The sequence below is a fragment of the Roseateles terrae genome (assembly GCF_014192155.1).
Taxonomy (GTDB): Bacteria; Pseudomonadota; Gammaproteobacteria; order Burkholderiales; family Burkholderiaceae_C; genus Roseateles; species Roseateles terrae.
Genome location: NZ_JACHXO010000007.1, coordinates 61778 through 79538, shown reverse-complemented (window position 1 = coordinate 79538; position 17761 = coordinate 61778). Strand labels below are relative to the sequence as shown.

The window sequence follows — 17761 nt, the reverse complement described above, 5'->3', positions numbered from 1 at the left end:
ACCTGTCCTCACCCCAGGTTCTCATGGTGGTTTGCGGCGCCGCGCTTCCAGTAGGCAGCCGCGCGGATGGCGTGGCGATCGTGGCCTTTGTCGTCCACCAGAATCTGGCGCAGGCTCGCCATGATCTGGGCCTCACCCGCGCACCAGGCGTAGCCTTCGCCGGCGGGCAGGGAGACGGCTCGTGCGGCGTCCAGAAGATCGGCCTCATTGTCCAGCCACTGCAGCGTCACGTCCGCCCGCGAGGCGAGCGGGCGCCGGTCCGCTTCCGCCACCTGCAGCAGCACGATGACCTTCGCGCCAGCCGGCAGTTCCTCCAGGCGGCGTGCAATCGCGGGCAGCGCCGTTTCGTCACCGGCGAGCAGATGCCAGTCGTAGTCGGTCGGAATGATGAACGAGCCGCGGGGACCGCCGATGCTCAGCGTGTCGCCGGGGCGTGCCGCGGCAGACCACGCCGCTGCAGGACCGTCGCCATGCTGCGCGAATTCGATGACCAGCTGGCGCTCGGCGTTGCTGAAGGCGCGTGGCGTGTAGTCCCGCATCGCCGGGGCGTCTCCCCCCGCGGGGAAGAACAGCTTGATGTGATCGTCGAAGGAGGCGCTGACGAAGTCGTCCAGCGTGTCGCCGGTCAGCGTGATGCGGCGCATGTTCGGCGTGATCGACTCGGCCTTCACCACGGTCAGCTCACGACGCTTGATCTCGTGACGGACGCGCTGCACCCGGCTGGCATGGACCGGTGCTTCGGCGTTGGCGGGGGGCCTATGGTCGTCCGGGGACAGGGCCACGGAGGCGGCAGATGGCGTGTCAGAGCGGGTCATTACGGCGTCTTGCTATATCGTTGATAATGTCATCCATCATTCCCAATTCATTTGACAATGTCAACCAACACCACCGACGGTAGGGGCAAGGGCCGGCCGGAAGACGACGTGATGGAGCTGATCCATACCGTCATGCATCAGTACCGCGCCCGTCAGTACCGCGTGCTGAAGGATGGCCCGCACGACATCACCCACATGGATGGCAAGGTGCTGGGGTTCTTCCACCGGCATCCCGGCGCGACGCAGAGCGATCTGGCTCAGCACAGCGGCCGGGACAAGGCGCAGCTGGCGCGGCTTATCAAGGGTCTGCGCGAGCGCGGCCTGCTGGCGGCCGAGGCGGACGAGCAGGACCGCCGTCAGGTGCGCTTGCAGCTGACCGACGAGGGGCGCGCGGTGCAGCAGGCGCTGCGGCGCTCGTCGCGGCACCTGTCGGCGAATGCGGTGCAGGGGCTGTCGCCGCAGGAGCAGGCGCAGCTGGTGGCGCTGCTGGGGCGGGTCAAGGCGAATCTGGATCAGGAGGAGTGAGCCGCGCGGGGAGCACGGAAGGCTTGACCGGACCTTGTCGCCGTCATCGACGACGTCATCCCTGCGCTGGTTGCTTGGGCGCCGAGGCGCCCATGTCGCCGGACAGTTCGCTGGCCATCAGATCCATCAGGGCGCGCACCCGACGAGGCTGCACCCGCGTTCCAGCGTAGACGATCTGCAAGGCGGAGCGCTCACCCGCAAAGTCTGGCAGCACTTCCACCAGCCGGCCGGCGTCGAGGTCCTCCTGCACATCCCACACGGACTTGCGGCACAGCCCGTGGCCGGCGAGGCACCATTGCCGCACCAGATCGCCGTTGTTGGCCACCCGGCGTCCTCGCACCGTCACAGCGCGGGGCTGGCCGTTGACCTGGAAGGTCCACACGCGGTCGGTATGCAGGCCAAAGCGCATGACGATGCAGTCGTGCGTGGGCAGGTCGTCCGGATGCGCGGGTGCGCCATGCGCCGCCACATACGCCGGTGATGCACACACCACGCGGCGGTTCTCGCCCAGCGGCCGCGCCTTGAGGCCGCTGTCCGGCAAAGCCCCATATCGCACCGCGAAGTCGATGCCCTGGCTGACCAGGTCCACAAAGCCGTCCGTCAGGTCCAGGTCCACCGAGACCGCCGGATGGGCCGCCAGAAACCGGTCGATCAGCGGGACGATGCGATGGTGACCCAGATCGACCGGCGCGCTCAGCCGCACGGGCCCCGAGAGCTTCTCCACCCCGAGCCGGATGCGGCTCTCCAGTTCCTCCGATTCCGCCAGCAGCCGGCGTGCGCCATCGGCGAGGGTGCGGCCCTCTTCGGTCAGGCTCAGCGAGCGGGTGGTCCGTGTGAGCAGCGTGACGCCATAGTGCGCCTCCAGCGCAGCGAGGCGTTCACTCACCGACGCCGGTGAGAGCCCGAGTTCCCGCCCGGCGGCCGACAGGCTGCCTTTTTCGAGGATGGTGAGAAAGAGCTTGAGACCGTCGAGCATGGCGCCTCGGCTGGATTGATTTTTCGCGAAAGCCGAAATATGAATTCAGTGCTTCCTGGATTATCAGCTCAGGCCGGAATATCTACAGTGGCTACTCGATGTTCCCTGCGGCGCCATCCCGGTGGAGCCGCTCATTGATTGCAGGAGTTCGCCATGAAGTTTTCCGACCGCACCGTTTCCGTTGTCATCGGGGGCCACACCGGCATCGGCCGGGCCGTGTCTCAGGCCTTGCGGGAGCGGCCGGGCCGTGTGATTGAAGCCGGGCGGCGCAGCGGTCTGGATCTGACCGACACCGCGGCCGTACAGCGCTTCTTCGACGAACTGGGCGGCGTGGACCATGTGGTGGTCACCGCCGGCTCGCAGGCCCCCAGTGGGCCGCTGCTGGACGTGCCGCTGCCCATCGCCAAGGCAGCGTTCGACACCAAGTTCTGGGGCAGCCTGGCGGTGGCGCAGTCGTCGGCACGCTGGATCCGTCCGGGCGGCAGTCTGACCTTGACCTCTGGCTTCCTCGCGCGTCGAGCCGTGCCCGGGACCTTCGTGAAGACGGCGATGAATGCAGGGCTGGAAGCCGTCGCCAAGGTGCTGGCCCGTGAACTGGCGCCGCTGCGGGTGAACGTGGTGAGCCCGGGACTGACGGATACCGAGGCCTATGCCGCGATGACGCCGGAAGCCCGTGGCGCCATGCTGGACCGTGCCTCGCAAAGCCTGCCCGTGGGGAGGGCAGGGCGCCCCGAGGATGTGGCGCAGGTGTATCTGCTGGCCATCGACAACCCGTTCATGACCGGCGCGGTCCTTGACGTGGACGGCGGAGCGTTGATCCAGTGACGACCGATGGTCCTGCCCAAACTTCACCCTGCACGCCCCCGTTCCTTCACCAGCCAACGCCATGACTTCTCCCTCACACCTGTTCAGCCCCACTCGTGTCGGCCCGCTTGATCTGTCCCATCGGGTGGTGATGGCGCCGATGACCCGCGCCCGCAGCACCCAGCCCGGCGACATCCCCCATGCCATGAACGCGGCCTACTACGCACAGCGGGCAAGCGCGGCCCTGATCGTGACCGAGGCCACGCAGATCTCGCCGCAAGGCAAGGGCTACTCGTTCACGCCCGGCATCCACAATGCCGAGCAGGTGGCCGGCTGGCGGCTCGTGACGGACGCGGTGCATGCGGCGGGCGGCCGCATCGTGCTGCAGCTCTGGCATGTGGGCCGGATGTCGCATCCGGACTTCCACGACGGCGCGCTGCCGGTGGCGCCGTCGGCGCTGCCCTTTGACGGCAGCATCTGGAAGGTGGATCCCGCAACAGGGCAGGGCGGCATGCACGCCTGCCCGACGCCACGGGCGCTGACACGTGAGGAGATCCAGTCCGTGGTGGAAGACTTCCGTCTCGCCGCGCGACGCGCGATGGAGGCGGGCTTCGACGGCGTGGAGGTGCACGGCGCCAATGGCTACCTGATCGACCAGTTCCTGCGCACCACGTCCAATGCGAGGACCGATGACTATGGCGGGTCTCGTGAGAACCGGCTGCGGTTTTTGCGGGAGGTGATGGAGGCGGTGATGGCGGAAGTCGGCGCCGACAGAGCCGGGCTGCGACTGGCGCCGTTCCTGACGGCGCGCGGGATGAACTGCCCGGACATTCTGCCGACGATTCTGGAAGCGGCGGCGTGGATGCAGTCCCGCGGGCTGGGCTATCTGCATCTGGTGGAAGCCGATTGGGACGACGCGCCCGAATTCACTGAAGAATTCCGGCAAGAAATCCGTGCGCGGTTCGCGGGCCCGATCATCGTGGCTGGCAGCTACGACATCAGCAAGGCGCAGTGGGTGCTGGAGAAGGGCTATGCGGACCTGGTGGCCTTCGGTCGGCCCTTCGTTGCGAATCCGGATCTGCCGCGGCGACTGGCGGACGGGCTGCCACTGGCTGAACTGGATGGCGCCACCCTGTTTGGTGGAGGTGCCAAGGGATATACCGACTATCCGGCGTGGCAGGGGTGAAGGGTCACGCCGCGGCCCGAGCCGGGCGGTCGCATGGGCTTTCCAGAGGAATGGAACGCCTCGTCAGCAGGCGCTGCGATGCGGGGTGACCTCGGCGGGTGTTGCATTCATGCTTTCGCCGGTATGCGGCTGAGGCTTGAATTTGCCTTCGCGACTCTGCTATAGTCGCGGTCTTCCCGAGGGACGCAGATGCTTGAAGCAAAGCGCCGAAGCGTCCAGGAGGCTCAATGCCTCAGCGGGTAGGCCGATGTAGCTCAGTTGGTAGAGCAGCGCATTCGTAATGCGAAGGTCGGGAGTTCGACTCTCTTCATCGGCACCATATTCAAAGCCGCATCAGATGTCTGATGCGGCTTTTTCTTTGGGCCCTGCGGAAGTCGGCAACACCGCTGAGGGCGCCGGGGGCGACTGCTTCGCCCCCGGAACTCCTTCGCCCGCCCTCCCGGGCGAACCATTCAAGACCCCGAGTGGAGCCCCGCTTTATTGACCGGCTTCGAGGTGGTAGCGCGTCACGCGTTCCACTTCATTCTTCGATCCCAGCACCACCGCCACCCGTTCATGCAGCTTGGTCGGCGTCAGGCCCATGATGCGTTCACGGCCGTTGGTGGCAGCGCCGCCGGCCTGCTCGATCAGGAAGGCCATCGGATTGGCTTCATACATCAGACGCAGCTTGCCGGCCTTGTTGGGCTCGCGCTTGTCCCACGGATACATGAAGACGCCGCCGCGGGTCAGGATGCGATGCACGTCCGCCACCATCGAGGCAATCCAGCGCATGTTGAAGTTCTTGCCGCGCGGCCCTTCTTCCCCGGCCAGGCATTCCTCGATGTAGCGCGTCACCGGCGCATCCCAGTGGCGCATGTTGGACATGTTGATCGCGAATTCCTTGGTGTCTTCCGGCACCTTCACGTCGTCCGCCGTCAGCACCCAGGAGCCTTGCTCGCGGTCCAGGGTGAACATCGCCACGCCATCGCCCACCGTCAGCACCAGCGTGGTCTGCGGCCCATAGACGCAATAGCCGGCCGCCACCTGCGAGGTGCCCGGCTGGTGGAAGTCTTCCTCGCTCACGCCCTGGCTGCCTTCGGGCTTCTTCAGCACTGAGAAGATGGTGCCGATGGAGACGTTCACATCGATGTTGCTGGAGCCGTCCAGCGGGTCGAACATCAGCAGGTATTCACCCTGCGGAAAACGGTTGGGCACCACATAGATGCCTTCCATTTCCTCGGACGCCATGGCGGCCAGGTGACCGCCCCATTCATTGGCCTCGATCAGCACCTCGTTGGCGATGATGTCCAGCTTCTTCTGGACTTCCCCCTGGACGTTTTCCGAACCGGCCGTGCCGAGCACGTCTCCCAGTGCGCCCTTGTTCACGCTGATGGCAATGCGCTTGCAGGCGCGTGCCACCACCTCGATCAGGAGCCGCAGCTGCGACGGAATATGACCGTGCAGCCGCTGCTGCTCCACCAGGTACTGGGTCAGGCTGACGCGAGAACTACTCATGAACTTCTCCGGATGGTTGCAAATCTGGGAGCGCCTCCGTCGCGCCCGCCAGCGGCGGTGACGGGACGGAGGCAAACGTCGGTCGTCCTCAGCCCTGGACGGCGGACGGGTCGCTGGCGGTGACGTCGATCACGGCGGCCGGCGGCAGGTCCGGGGCCGGATGGGTCGTGGCGTCGCCCGAGGCAGCCGCTGGGGCAGCAGCCGGTGTGGCAGCGGTTGGCGCAGCAGCGACTGGCACCGCGGCCGTTGCCGTAGCGGTCGCCGCTCCCGGCGCTGCATCTGCAGGCGCGGCGGCCTTGGCGTCCATTGCCAGTTGACGGTCGATGATTTCGCGCACGTCATTGGACAGCTCGGCCTTGGCCGCCACCCGGGCGATCGCCTCGCGCGCTGCACTGCGATAGGGCGTGGCCAGCGTGATCCAACGATCCATCACACGCGCCAGACGGCCGGCGACCTGCGGGTTGATCGCATCCAGCGCCAGCACCTGCTCGGCCCAGAACACATAGCCCGCCGCATCGGTGCGGTGGAAGGCGGCCGGGTTGAACATGCACAGCGAGAAGATCAGGCTGCGGGCGCGGTTCGGATTCTTCAGGGTGAAGTCCGGATGCTTGGCCAGCTGCTTCACGCGGGCGAAGGTCTTGCCATCGTGCTCCATGGCGCGGCCTTGCAGAGCGAACCACTTGTCGATGACCAGCGCCTCACCCTTGAACTGGGCGTGGAAGCGCTCCAGCGCCGGCTCGGCCAGGGCCGCATGGGCCTGGACCAGGGCCGACAGGGCGCCCATGCGGTCGGTCATGTTGGTGGCGTCCTTGAAGCGCTGGTAGGCGCGGCCCGGCCAGACACCGTCGTTCGAGCGGGTGGCATTCAGCACCAGCATCGACAGCGCCAGGTTGGTCAGCGCGCGCTTGCCGCTCTGCACCGGGTCCGGCTGGTAACCCCCGCTGACCTGATGCGCTTCGAATGCCCAGGCCCAGTCCGCAGCCAGCGCGGACGCCAGTTGCGCCTGCGCCTGCGTCACCGCGGCATGAATGGCTTGCGGGTCCACCACCGTCAGCTGCTCGGCGATGTAAGCCTCATCCGGCATTTGCAGCGCCAGGGCCTTGAACGCCGGATCCAGCTCGGGATGACGCAGCACGGCGCGCATCGCATCCAGATAGGCGGCATCCAGTTGCAGCGGCGCGCCGGTGCGCACCGACGTCAGCAGGCGCGACAGGGCCAGACGCTGACTGGCTTCCCAGCGGTTGAAGGCGTCGCTGTCGTGCTTGAGCAGCACCAGCAGTTCATCGTCGCCCAGGCCGTCGTCCAGCACCACCGGGGCCGAGAAGCCGCGCAGCAGGGACGGAACGGGCGCGCTGTCCACATGGATGAAGACGAAGGACTGCTCGGCGCTGTCCAGCACCAGCACGCGGTCGGTACCGACGGCTTCGCTCTCGCCCTGCAGTTGCAGCGGCAGCGCGGCGCCGTCGCGGCTCAGCAGGCCCAGGGCCACCGGGATCACCTGCGGCAGCTTGTCCGACTGGCCGGGGCTGGGCGGATTCACCTGCTGCAGCGACAGGGTGTAGGTGCGCGCGGCGGCGTCGTACTGGCCACGGGCCTGCAGACGCGGCGTGCCGGCCTGCGAGTACCAGCGCTTGAAGGTGTCCAGGCGCTTGGACAGTTCGGAGCCGGGGTTGGCATCGGCAATGGCCTGGGCGAAGTCATCGCAGGTCACGGCCTGGCCGTCATGGCGCTCGAAGTACAGCGCCATGCCCTTGCCGAAGCCTTCACGGCCGACCAGCGTCTGGTACATGCGGACCACTTCCGAGCCCTTTTCGTAGACGGTGGGCGTGTAGAAGTTGTTGATCTCGGCGTAGACGTCCGGACGCACCGGATGGGCCATGGCGCCGGCATCTTCCGGGAACTGCATCGAGCGCAGGGCCCGCACGTCCTGGATGCGGCAGACGGCGCGCGCGCTCGGCGTCGCGGCCATGTCCATGCTGAATTCCTGGTCGCGGAAGACGGTCAGGCCTTCCTTGAGCGACAGCTGGAACCAGTCGCGGCAGGTGACGCGGTTGCCGGTCCAGTTGTGGAAATACTCGTGCGCCACGATGGATTCGATGCGGTGGAAGTCCGCATCGGTGGCGGTGGCCGGCGAGGCCAGCAGGGCCGAGGTGTTGAAGATGTTCAGGCCCTTGTTCTCCATGGCGCCCATGTTGAAGTCGGACACGCCGACCACCATGAAGCGTTCCAGGTCCAGGGGCAGGTTGAAGCGGGCTTCGTCCCACACGACCGATGCGATCAGCGAATTCATCGCATGTTCGGTCTTCTCCAGGTCGCCGCGGCGCACATAGACCTGCAGCAGGTGGTCCTTGCCGGCGCGGGTGCGGATGCGCTGCTCGCGGGCCACCAGGTCGGCGGCCACCAGGGCGAACAGGTAGCTGGGCTTGGGGAAGGGGTCATGCCACCTGGCCATGTGGCGGCCGTTGTCCAGGTCCGCCGTTTCCAGCAGGTTGCCGTTGGACAGCAGCACCGGGAAGCGCGACTTGTCCGCGCGCATCGTCACCGTGTAGACCGCCATCACGTCCGGGCGGTCCAGGAAGTAGGTGATGCGGCGGAAGCCTTCGGCCTCGCACTGGGTGAAGAAGCCGCCGCCGGAGGTGTACAGACCGGAGAGCGAGGTGTTCTTGTCCGGGCAGCAGGTGTTGCGGATTTCCAGCTGGAAGTCCGCGTCCGGGACGTTGTCGATGATCAGCTCATGACCTTCCTGGCGGAAGGACACGCTCTCACCGTTGATCAGCACGCGCAGCAGGTTGAGCTCTTCGCCGTGCAGGCGCAGCGGACCGTGGGGCACGGCCGTGTTGCGCTCGAGTTGCATCTTGCTGGTCACCAGCGTCTTGGCCGGGTCCAGGTCGAAGGTCAGGTCGACGGTGCGGATCCAGAAGATGGGGGCCACGTAGTCTTCGCGGCGGATCAGGGTGACAGTGCCTTCACGCATGGCGGGCATCCTTCATTAAATCGGGTGGACGAAGCCACCCTTTCAGAGTCACTGGAGGGCTTGAGGGCTTAGACGCCCTGCTTGAGCGAAGCGGTGATGAACGCATCCAGGTCGCCGTCCAGCACCTTCTGAGTGTTGGAGATTTCGACGTTGGTGCGCAGGTCCTTGATGCGGCTCTGGTCCAGCACATAGCTGCGGATCTGGTGACCCCAGCCCACATCGGTCTTGCTGTCTTCCAGCTTCTGCTGTTCGGCCAGACGTTTCTTCATCTCATGGTCGTACAGGCGGGAGCGCAGACGGCGCCAGGCGACGTCACGGTTGCTGTGCTGGCTGCGGCTGTCCTGGCATTGCACCACGATGCCGGTGGGCAGGTGAGTCAGGCGCACGGCCGAGTCGGTCTTGTTGATGTGCTGGCCGCCGGCGCCGCTGGCGCGGTAGGTGTCCACCCGCACATCGGCCGGGTTGATGTCGATCTCGATCGAGTCATCGATTTCCGGATAGACGAACAGCGAAGCGAAGCTGGTGTGACGGCCGCCCGACGAGTCGAAGGGGCTCTTGCGCACCAGGCGGTGCACGCCGGACTCGGTGCGCAGCAGACCGAAGGCGTATTCACCCTCGACCTTGATGGTGGCACTCTTGATGCCTGCCACTTCGTCGTCGGTCTGCTCTTCGACTTCCGCCTTGAAGCCCTTGCGCTCGCAATACTTCAGGTATTGGCGCAGCAGCATGCCGGCCCAGTCGCAGGCCTCGGTGCCGCCAGCGCCGGCCTGGATGTCGATGAAGCAGTTGCTGGGGTCGGCCGGGTTGTTGAACATGCGGCGGAACTCCAGTTCCTCCACGCGCTCGGTCAGACGCGCAGCGTCGGCCTGGATGGTTTCCAGACCGGTGATGTCGTTCTCTTCCTTGGACATCTCGAAGAGTTCGAGGTTGTCCGCGAGGTTGCTGGTCAGGTAGTTGATCGTTTCGACCACCTGCTCCAGGGTGCGCTTTTCCTTGCCCAGTTCCTGGGCGCGCTTGGGCTCATTCCAGACGTTGGGGTTCTCCAACGCGGCATTGACCTCATTCAACCGCAGTGATTTGCGGTCGTAGTCAAAGATACCCCCTTAGCGCGTCGGTACGCGCTTGCAGATCGGTCAGGGTGTTGCCGATCGCATTGATGTGTTCGATGTCCATGATCTCTGGATCTGTGGGGACGGGCCCCGGGGAGAACTGGCCCGCAGCAGGCGCAAGCACAAATGCTCCCTGCAGCGGGTGTAGCCGGGTATTTTCTCATGCTGCCACGCCCAGGCTCCCTAAGATGTCGGGATGGACCCGACACCCCCTGTCCCCCAACGCCGCGACCGCGGCGATGGCCTGCCTTCGTCGGGGCCGGTGGCACGCGGCGGGACCGATCGCATCGGCGATGGCGATTCAGCCTTCCGACAGACGGAGGAGGGTCGTGTGGGCGCTCTGCGCCCCCGGCGGCCAGCGACCCGGGTGGTGGTGGGGCTGACGGTGTCGCTGCTGCTGGTGTGGGGCGGAGTGACCTTCGGCGTGGCCTGGTTTGCCCGCGACCTCAGCTTCGACTTCTTCGGCTGGCCGTTCAGCTTCTGGGTGGGCGCCCAGGGGGCGCTGCTGGTCTATTGCCTGATCGTCTGGCTCTATGCCCGCACGATGAACCGGCATGAGGCCGCTGTCCTGGCGGCGCCGCCCGAAGCGACGCCGTCGGAGTTCTGAGACAGGAGCGCCTGGGGCGCCAGGCGGTCAGGACGTGGCGCCATGTTTGGCAGCGGCCAGTTGCGCCTGCAGATCCGACACTTGCGCCCGCAGCTGGGTGTTCTCGTCCTGCAGGGCGCTGACCTGCGCCCGCAGCAGCGCAATGCGCGGATCCGATTCCGGCTCGCCATCGTCGTTGGTGGCCACGCCCAGCACTTCCACCGCCACATCGGCCACCGCATCGCCGGTGGACTTCTTGCCGCCCTTGGCCTCCCGCACCCGCTTGGCGGCCTGGCGCAATTCCTTCTTGCCGCCCGCTGCTGCAGCGGCCTGCTCTTCGGCCGACAGCTCCGCGATCACCGCAGCCGCGCTGATCGACACCTCACCCGCCTTGACCGCCGCCACCAGCTCCGGCGCTGCCGCCTTCTGGATCTTCTCGATCTGGCTCACCGTCGCCGCACTGATGCGCGCCGCCTTGGCAATGGCCTCACGGCTCTTGAGCGGCGGTGCCGCCGGCACTTCGGCCTCCACGACGGCCGCTGGCGTGCCTTCCCCCTCCCACGGCGCTTGCGCGGCAGCCAGCGCCTCGGCCGGCTTGTCCAGCACCGCCAGACGACGGGCTTCCAGAATCTCCTTCTTGCGCAGCGCCAGCACGCCGCGCTGGAAGTCGGACACACTGCGGCGACCCAGATGCTGGTCGATCATCCACAGGTGGACGTCTTCCATCGACTTGAAGCGGGTGTTCTGCACCGTCTGGAAGGGCAGGCCATGCTTGCTGCAGATGCTGTAGCGGTTGTGGCCGTCCACCAGGATGTCGCCCCACAGCACCAGGGCGTCGCGGCAGCCCTCGGCGAGGATGCTGCGTTCCAGGGCGGCGTATTCGTCCTCGGTCAGCGGGTCGATGTAGATGCGGAGCTCTTCTAGGACGGTGATGTTCATGACGGAATGCGAAAGCCAGACAGACAAGGGGTTCGTGACAGTGGGCAAGTCGGCAGGGCGATGGCCTGGCGCGCAGGGCGCCCGCACCGCGGCCCCACTGCCACGCGTGCGACAGCCGCGCAAGCCGCTGCCGCAGGAGAATCAAGGGGCGGCATTCTGCCCAATTTGCGGACCGACCTGCGTCAGGAGGTCACGATGGGGCTGCATCTGCAACACGCGGGGGCTCTCAACCAGCCTCGCGTCGCTCAGGCGGCACTTCGGAGGTGCCGCGGCTCGGAAGTGAATGGAGTTCGGAATGTCGGTGAATGAAAAGTCGAACAAAGCCTTAGACGCCAGGGCGACCCGGGAGGGGCACGACGCGGCGGTCCCGGAGGCGCTCGCTGTGGCGACCCAGGATTCGCAGGACGCAGCGGCCAGGGCGGCTGACCCGGCGAGTGAATCCGGCATTGACCCGTCCGGCTGGGACTACCCGCAACCCCATGTGCTGGCAGTCTCACCGCAGGCCGCCGACATTGACGGACTGGATCACACCAACAACGCCGTCTATGTGCAGTGGTGCGAACGGGTCGCCTGGTCGCATTCGGAGCATCTGGGCCTGTCGCTGGACGACTACCGCCGGCTGGACCGGGCCATGGCCATCCGGCAGGGCGTCTATGACTACCTGCTGCCGTCATTCCTGGGCGAGCCGCTGTTGCTCGGCACCTGGCTCACCGCAGGGGATGGAAAGCTCGCAATGCAGCGCAGCTTCCAGTTGCGCCGGGCCAGCGATGGCCAGACCTTGATGCGCGGACGCTGGGAGCTGGTCTGTATCGAGATCAGCACCGGCCGGCCGCGCCGGATGCCGCAGGAGTTTCTGGCGGTCTATCAGGCGGTGGTGGTCATGTCGGAAGCGTCAGGCGCGGCGAGGAACGCTTCCACCGCCTGAGCCAGCGCCTCCGGCTGGTCGTGATGCAGCATGTGCCCGGCGCCCTGCAGCGTCACCCGCTCAAGACGCGGCACCACCGACAGTCGCGATTCGAAGTCTTCCCGCGGATAGCGGTTGCCCCACCAGTGGGTCATGTCGGTCTCGCTGCCCTCCACCCACAGCGTCGGCGCCTCGATGCGTGACCAGCAGGCCAGCGCCTCGGCGCGGCGGTACAGGACCGGATTGGTCCGCTTGTGATTCGCATCCCCCAGGATGTGCCAGCGTCCGTCCTCACCCTGGCGAGACCAATGCTGCGCCAGCCAGGCGGCCTTGTCCGCGGAGACGCGCGGATTGGTCTTCATCAGCCGCTGCGCCACGCCGGCGAGCGAGTCATAGCGCTTGAGGCTCTGCGGCAGCTTGAGTTCGTCCAGCCAGTCCGACAGCCGCGCCGGGGCCATCTCCGGAATCGTCTCCGGCAAGCCGAAACCTTCCAGATTCACCAGGCGGCGGATGCGCCCCGGCCGCACGCCGGCATAACTCATCACCACGTTGCCACCCATGCTGTGGCCGAGCAGGTCCACCTGGCGGTCCGGGCTGAGGTGGTCGAGCAGGGCGTCGAGATCGCCCAGGTAATCCGGGAACCAGTAGGCGTCAGCCGGGGTGTTGTCGGTGAGGCCGAAACCGCGCCAGTCCATGGCCACCATCGGCCGTTCCTCGCGCAGCGCGTCCACCATGAACTGGAAGGATGCGCCGACATCCATCCAGCCATGCACCATCACCAGCAGCGGGCGACTGTCGGAGGGCGAGGGCGGCGGGCCCCAGTGCAGCAGGTGGTGGCGCAGCCCGCGCAGCGTCACGAACTCGCTGCGGTGCGTGCGGCGGGCACCATACACCTCGGGCTTGCCGGAGGCAGGGGCGGCGGATGCCGAGGCCGGGGCGGATGCCGAGGCCGGGGCAGAGGCGGCGGAGGGGCCCGTCGAGGGACCGGATGCGGAGGCGGACGAGGGACCGGATGCGGGGCCGGATGAGGATCCCGATGAGGGCGGCGTCGTGCGGGTGTCGGTGCTCATGCCGGGACTTTAGGCCCTGCGCGGCGGGGCCGCTTTCGCCATGGAGACAATGCAGGCATGAACGCCTCCCCCTACACCCTTCGCCCCGCCCGTCCGGACGACGTCCCGGCCCTCGTCGGCCTGATCACTGAACTGGCGGAGTTCGAGAACCTCACCCATTTGCTGTCCGTCACACCGGAGACCCTGGCGCCGCACCTCTTTGGCGACAAGCCGGTGGTCGAGTCCTGGGTCGCCGAGCATGCCTCCGGCGAAGTCGTGGCCTTTGCGCTGACCTTCATCAATTTCTCCACCTTCCTGGCCAAGCCGGGGCTGTATCTCGAAGACCTGTATGTGAAGCCGGCCCATCGCGGCGCAGGGCTGGGCCGCCAGATGCTGACCCTGCTGGCCGGCATCGCGAATGAGCGGGGCTACGGCCGCTTTGAATGGTGCGTGCTGGACTGGAACGACAACGCCATCCGCTTCTACGAAAAGATGGGCGCCTCGCTGCTGCCGGACTGGCGGCTGTGCCGGCTCTCCGGCGAAGCCTTGCATCGCTACGCGCCTTGAACCCGGGTGGCCGGGCGCCCGGCACCACAATGCGGCGGCGCGCCCCAGCCACGTGCTACGGGCTTTCCATGAAGACCGGCCGGGCGGGCGTGGCTAGCATCCTCGCTCTTGTTCGACAGGGAGAGACTCTCCATGACCGCGAGGCGTCCCGCCCGTCACCGCTCCGATGCTCCCGACGCTGCCGCCTCGTCCGCTGCGCCCGTCGAGGGCGACCTCTACCCCCACATGCATGCCCGCTTCCAGTGGCAGCTGCCGGATCAGATCAGCCTGGCGGAGCTGTGCTGCGGTCGCTGGGCGCGGGAGACGCCGGAGGCGACCGCCATCCTCTCGGACAGTGACACCGGCTGCCGCGCCCACTACAGCTACGCGCAGTTGCAGCGCGCTGCGCATCGACTCTCCAATGCCTTGCAGCGCCTCGGCGTCAAAGTCGGCGACCGTGTGGCCCTGGTCATGCCGCAGCGCTTCGAAACCGCGGTCGCCCACATTGCGCTGAACCAGCTGGGCGCGGTGGCCATGCCGCTGTCGATGCTCTTCGGTCCGGAGGCGATGGCCTATCGGTTGCAGGACAGCGGTGCGTGTCTGGCCATTGTGGAAGCCGGTGCGCTGCCCACGCTGCGCGAGGTGCGGGCCGAGTGCACCGCCTTGTCGCATGTGCTGGTCGTTGGCGGTGCCGCGCTGCAGGAAGGCGAGAGCGACTGGATGGCGGCGCTGCAGGCGGAAGACGCGCGCTTTCAGCCGCGCCTGCATGCCGCGGACGATCCCGCCATCCTCATCTACACCAGCGGCACCACCGGTGCGCCCAAGGGCGCGCTGATTCCGCAGCGGGCGCTGATGGGCAACCTGACCGGCTTTGTTGCCAGCCAGAACTGGTTCGGCTTTGATCCCCGTGATCCGTCGGTGGCGAGCGAAGCGGTGTTCTGGAGTCCGGCGGACTGGGCCTGGACCGGCGGGCTGATGGATGCCCTGCTACCGACGCTGTACTTTGGCCGTCCGATCGTGGCGTATCAGGGACGCTTCACCCCCGAGCGGGCGCTGGAGCTGATGCAGCGATATCGCGTGAGCCACACCTTCCTCTTCCCGACCGCGCTCAAGGCGATCATGAAAGCCTGTCCGCATCCCCGCAAGCATTACGACCTGCACCTGCAGGCCATCATGAGCGCCGGGGAAGCCGTGGGCGATGCGGTGTTCCACTGGGTGCAGGACGAACTGGGCCTGACCGTCAACGAGATGTTCGGGCAGACCGAGATCAACTATGTGGTGGGCAACTGCGCGCGTCTGTGGCCGGCCCGGCCGGGCAGCATGGGGCGGGCGTATCCGGGGCATCGCGTGGCGGTGATCAATGAGGACGGGGAGGTCTGCCCGCCCGGCACCATTGGCGAGATCGCGGTCCACCGGCGGGATGTGCATGGCACGCCCGACCCGGTGTTCTTCCTCGGCTACTGGAACAATGACGCCGCCACCCGCGCCAAGTTCACCGGCGACGTGGAGAACAGCTGGTGCCGCACCGGCGACCTGGCGCGCATGGATGCCCAGGGCTACCTTTGGTATGAGGGCCGGTCGGACGATAAGTTCAAGGTGGCCGGCTATCGCATCGGGCCGGGCGAGATCGAGAACTGCCTGGTCAGGCATGCGGCGGTGGCCAATGCGGCGGTGGTGCCGAAGCCGGATGCGGACCGGGGCAGCATGGTGAAGGCCTTTGTGGTGCTGTCGCCTGGCCATCAGGGGTCGGCGCAACTGGTGACCGAGCTGCAGGCCTTCGTCAAAGGGCGTCTGGCGCCCTATGAATATCCCAAGGACATCGAATTCATCGACAGCCTGCCGATGACCACCACCGGCAAAGTGCAGCGGCGGGTGCTGAAGCAGCTGGAGCTGGAGCGTGCGCAGGGTCGCCCCGGCGCATCGGTGTCCGGCTGAGGCTGGCTACACTCGTGGAAGGCTCCGCCGTCGGGGCTTGTCTGCATCGCCTGCCCGCCATGGATTCCAAACCGTTTCCGCTTGACCCTTCCGATGATTCGTCCGCTCTGGATGAGCCGCTGGATCGGCGCCGTTCGCCGCGGCAGGCCATGCCGCTGGGGCCGGCGTTCCATGCCGATCTGGTGGTGCTGGGACGTTCGCTGAGCCTGAGCCTGGAGGACCTGTCACTGGGGGGTGTGGCGCTGCGCGCCAGCAAGACCGAGTCGGGCGGGCTGCTCATGGGTCGGCGCCTGCCGCAGGTGCATCTGCGCCTGGGCGACTTTGGCGTGGTGACGGTGGCGCTGGAGGTGCGGGCGCGGCGCAGTTTCAAGTCCTTCCTGGCCGGCGAGCAGGTCTACATCGGCTGCCGGTTTGTGGACCTGCCGCCGGCGGTGCAGGAGCGGCTGCGCGTGATCATCGAGGCCTTGCAGGGCTGAGACGCTCCAGGGTCCACCGGCGCCACCCCGTCCACACTCAGCGGCGGCAGTAGCATGCAGGGTTTTCCTGTACGCACTTTCATCATGAGCTGGATCTATCTGTTCATCGCCGGCCTGCTCGAGATCGGCTGGCCCGTGGGCCTCAAACTCGCTCAGACGCAGCAATACCGCGTCCTGGGATTCCTGATGGCCGCTGCGTTCATGGGCGGCAGCGGCTTCATGCTCTACATGGCGCAGCGCACCATTCCGATGGGCACGGCCTATGCCGTGTGGACCGGTATCGGCGCCGCAGGGGCCTTCGCCGTGGGGGTGCTGGCCTATGGAGATCCGGCGACGCTGGGGCGATTCCTCGGTGTCGGCCTGATCGTGGCGGGCGTGGTGACGCTCAAGGTCATGCATTGAGCGGTCATCGCTGTCACTAGCGCCACCACCGCCACCACCGCCGACCCGGGCCGCGCCTCAGGACGGTTTGGTCTGGCGCAGCCGGATATACAGCTTGGGCTGATCGGCCGCGGGTGCCAGCAGCCGCGCGTTGTCCGGGAACTGCTCCTGACCGGTCAGCACCGCACAGGGGCGCGAGGTCTGGCCCTTCTCGGTCTCCGGCTCCCGCACCGATGCGTCCGCCGTCAGCGGCAGCACCCAGTTCTGGCCGTTCTCGGGCCAGCCCAGTTGCCAGTCCGGCCGTGCGCTGCAGACCGTCACGCCGTCGATCTGCGGCACCAGCCAGCGCACATACCAGGGCAGCAGCTCGTCACGCAGTCGCTGCCCCACCTTCACCACCCGCCGCACGGTGGCCATGTCCAGCTGGTCCGGCGGTGTGGTCAGGTCGATGCGCAGCTGGATACCGGTGGCGTCCTTGGGCAGATTGCTGCCCAGTTCCATGTCCTTGGCCTCGTCCAGCGGAAAGGTCGGCAGCTCAAACCGACCGTCAGCGGCCACCGGAATGGTGATGGTCCGCTCGTCATTCATCAGCACCAGGCGGATGTTGGGCGGCAGCGGCTGGCCCTTCTCCTTCGGCTGAAGGCGCAGGCGACTCACAAACAAGCCTTCGCCGCCCGTCTTCAAGGCCAGCAGGACCTGGTTCAGCTGCTTGTAGGGAATGAAGGTGCCGCGTTGCAGGTTGGTCTGCACGGTGGGCAGCGCCTGGGCAGCGTCCGGTGCAGCGGCAGCATCCGAAGCCGTGGAGGCCGCCGAAGCAGGGGGCGCAGAAGTCGCGGGAGTGCTTGAGGCAGAGGGAGAGGCAGGAGCCGGAGCCGGAGCCGCCACACGGCCAGGAGAGGGAGCCGTTTGCGCCGGCGCCGCCGAGGCGATCAAGGCCAGCGACAGGCAGACGAGAGTCTTCACAGGGTGCATGGGGTGCGACGTGTTCGGCGACCTCGGCGTGTTCGGCGCGGGCGAGAACATCGTTGGGTGGATGGATGAACAAGCCTCTGTGCGTTCGGC

At 67.0% G+C, this 17761-nt stretch carries 17 protein-coding genes and 1 tRNA gene; 10 read left to right on the top strand and 8 right to left on the bottom strand.

The features are described from left to right. Positions 1-8: 8 nt before the first annotated feature. Positions 9-815: a siderophore-interacting protein gene (locus FHS28_RS18240; protein ID WP_088454277.1), complete on the bottom strand. Its 807-nt coding sequence runs from the start codon at positions 813-815 to the stop codon at positions 9-11. A 57-nt stretch (positions 816-872) separates the two neighbouring features. Between FHS28_RS18240 and FHS28_RS18235 the strand changes: the two genes are divergently transcribed. Then, on the top strand, positions 873-1340 hold the full coding sequence (locus tag FHS28_RS18235) for a MarR family winged helix-turn-helix transcriptional regulator (protein WP_088454278.1): 468 nt from the start codon (positions 873-875) through the stop codon (positions 1338-1340). 55 nt (positions 1341-1395) lie between these two features. Here the strand turns inward: FHS28_RS18235 and FHS28_RS18230 are convergent, their stop codons facing one another. Continuing rightward, positions 1396-2316 carry a LysR family transcriptional regulator gene (locus tag FHS28_RS18230; protein ID WP_088454279.1) on the bottom strand — a complete coding sequence of 307 codons (921 nt, stop codon included), beginning with the start codon at positions 2314-2316 and terminating at the stop codon, positions 1396-1398. Between the two features lie 153 nt (positions 2317-2469). On the opposite strand from FHS28_RS18230, the gene FHS28_RS18225 reads away from it, so the two are divergent. The 3 genes from FHS28_RS18225 to FHS28_RS18215 all read left to right on the top strand — a co-directional run bounded on the left by FHS28_RS18225 (position 2470) and on the right by FHS28_RS18215 (position 4625). After that, positions 2470-3141: an SDR family oxidoreductase gene (locus FHS28_RS18225; protein ID WP_088454280.1), complete on the top strand. Its 672-nt coding sequence runs from the start codon at positions 2470-2472 to the stop codon at positions 3139-3141. 61 nt (positions 3142-3202) lie between these two features. Then, complete coding sequence (locus tag FHS28_RS18220; RefSeq protein WP_088454281.1) at positions 3203-4306, top strand: alkene reductase; 1104 nt, start codon at positions 3203-3205, stop codon at positions 4304-4306. 243 nt (positions 4307-4549) lie between these two features. After that, positions 4550-4625 (top strand) — tRNA-Thr (locus tag FHS28_RS18215). A 158-nt stretch (positions 4626-4783) separates the two neighbouring features. On the opposite strand, the gene FHS28_RS18210 is transcribed toward FHS28_RS18215, so the two are convergent. The 3 genes from FHS28_RS18210 to prfB all read right to left on the bottom strand — a co-directional run bounded on the left by FHS28_RS18210 (position 4784) and on the right by prfB (position 9947). Then, positions 4784-5800 carry a class 1 fructose-bisphosphatase gene (locus FHS28_RS18210; protein WP_088454282.1) on the bottom strand — a complete coding sequence of 339 codons (1017 nt, stop codon included), beginning with the start codon at positions 5798-5800 and terminating at the stop codon, positions 4784-4786. Positions 5801-5888: 88 nt separating this feature from the next. Next, a complete protein-coding gene (gene pepN / locus FHS28_RS18205) occupies positions 5889-8774 on the bottom strand; it encodes an aminopeptidase N (protein ID WP_184295164.1) in 2886 nt (961 codons plus the stop codon). 68 nt (positions 8775-8842) lie between these two features. Continuing rightward, a protein-coding gene (gene prfB / locus FHS28_RS18200) for a peptide chain release factor 2 (protein WP_184295159.1) occupies positions 8843-9947 on the bottom strand; the annotation gives its coding sequence in 2 pieces (ribosomal slippage) (positions 8843-9865 and positions 9867-9947; 1104 coding nt in all). A 303-nt stretch (positions 9948-10250) separates the two neighbouring features. Between prfB and FHS28_RS24305 the strand changes: the two genes are divergently transcribed. Next, a complete protein-coding gene (locus FHS28_RS24305; protein WP_375140782.1) occupies positions 10251-10490 on the top strand; it encodes a DUF4212 domain-containing protein in 240 nt (79 codons plus the stop codon). Positions 10491-10517: 27 nt separating this feature from the next. On the opposite strand, the gene FHS28_RS18190 is transcribed toward FHS28_RS24305, so the two are convergent. After that, positions 10518-11408 (bottom strand): ParB N-terminal domain-containing protein, encoded by an 891-nt coding sequence (locus FHS28_RS18190; protein WP_088454285.1) that lies wholly within the window; start codon positions 11406-11408, stop codon positions 10518-10520. Positions 11409-11703: 295 nt separating this feature from the next. On the opposite strand from FHS28_RS18190, the gene FHS28_RS18185 reads away from it, so the two are divergent. Then, the gene (locus tag FHS28_RS18185) at positions 11704-12333 is read left to right on the top strand and encodes an acyl-CoA thioesterase (protein WP_184295156.1); all 630 of its coding nucleotides are present in this window, start codon (positions 11704-11706) and stop codon (positions 12331-12333) included. Here FHS28_RS18185 and FHS28_RS18180 read toward each other — a convergent pair. Next, a complete protein-coding gene (locus tag FHS28_RS18180; protein ID WP_088454286.1) occupies positions 12273-13382 on the bottom strand; it encodes an alpha/beta fold hydrolase in 1110 nt (369 codons plus the stop codon). The genes FHS28_RS18185 and FHS28_RS18180 overlap by 61 nt on opposite strands. Before the next feature lie 57 nt (positions 13383-13439). Here FHS28_RS18180 and FHS28_RS18175 point away from each other — a divergent pair, with 57 nt between their 5' ends. The 4 genes from FHS28_RS18175 to FHS28_RS18160 all read left to right on the top strand — a co-directional run bounded on the left by FHS28_RS18175 (position 13440) and on the right by FHS28_RS18160 (position 16720). Next, on the top strand, positions 13440-13928 hold the full coding sequence (locus FHS28_RS18175; protein ID WP_088454287.1) for a GNAT family N-acetyltransferase: 489 nt from the start codon (positions 13440-13442) through the stop codon (positions 13926-13928). Positions 13929-14153: 225 nt separating this feature from the next. Beyond that, positions 14154-15842 (top strand): acetate--CoA ligase, encoded by a 1689-nt coding sequence (locus FHS28_RS18170; RefSeq protein ID WP_088454288.1) that lies wholly within the window; start codon positions 14154-14156, stop codon positions 15840-15842. A 59-nt stretch (positions 15843-15901) separates the two neighbouring features. Then, positions 15902-16318: a PilZ domain-containing protein gene (locus tag FHS28_RS18165; protein WP_088454289.1), complete on the top strand. Its 417-nt coding sequence runs from the start codon at positions 15902-15904 to the stop codon at positions 16316-16318. An 84-nt stretch (positions 16319-16402) separates the two neighbouring features. Then, complete coding sequence (locus FHS28_RS18160; protein WP_088454290.1) at positions 16403-16720, top strand: DMT family transporter; 318 nt, start codon at positions 16403-16405, stop codon at positions 16718-16720. A 57-nt stretch (positions 16721-16777) separates the two neighbouring features. Here the strand turns inward: FHS28_RS18160 and FHS28_RS18155 are convergent, their stop codons facing one another. Further along, positions 16778-17449 carry a hypothetical protein gene (locus tag FHS28_RS18155; protein ID WP_088454291.1) on the bottom strand — a complete coding sequence of 224 codons (672 nt, stop codon included), beginning with the start codon at positions 17447-17449 and terminating at the stop codon, positions 16778-16780. Positions 17450-17761: the final 312 nt, after the last annotated feature.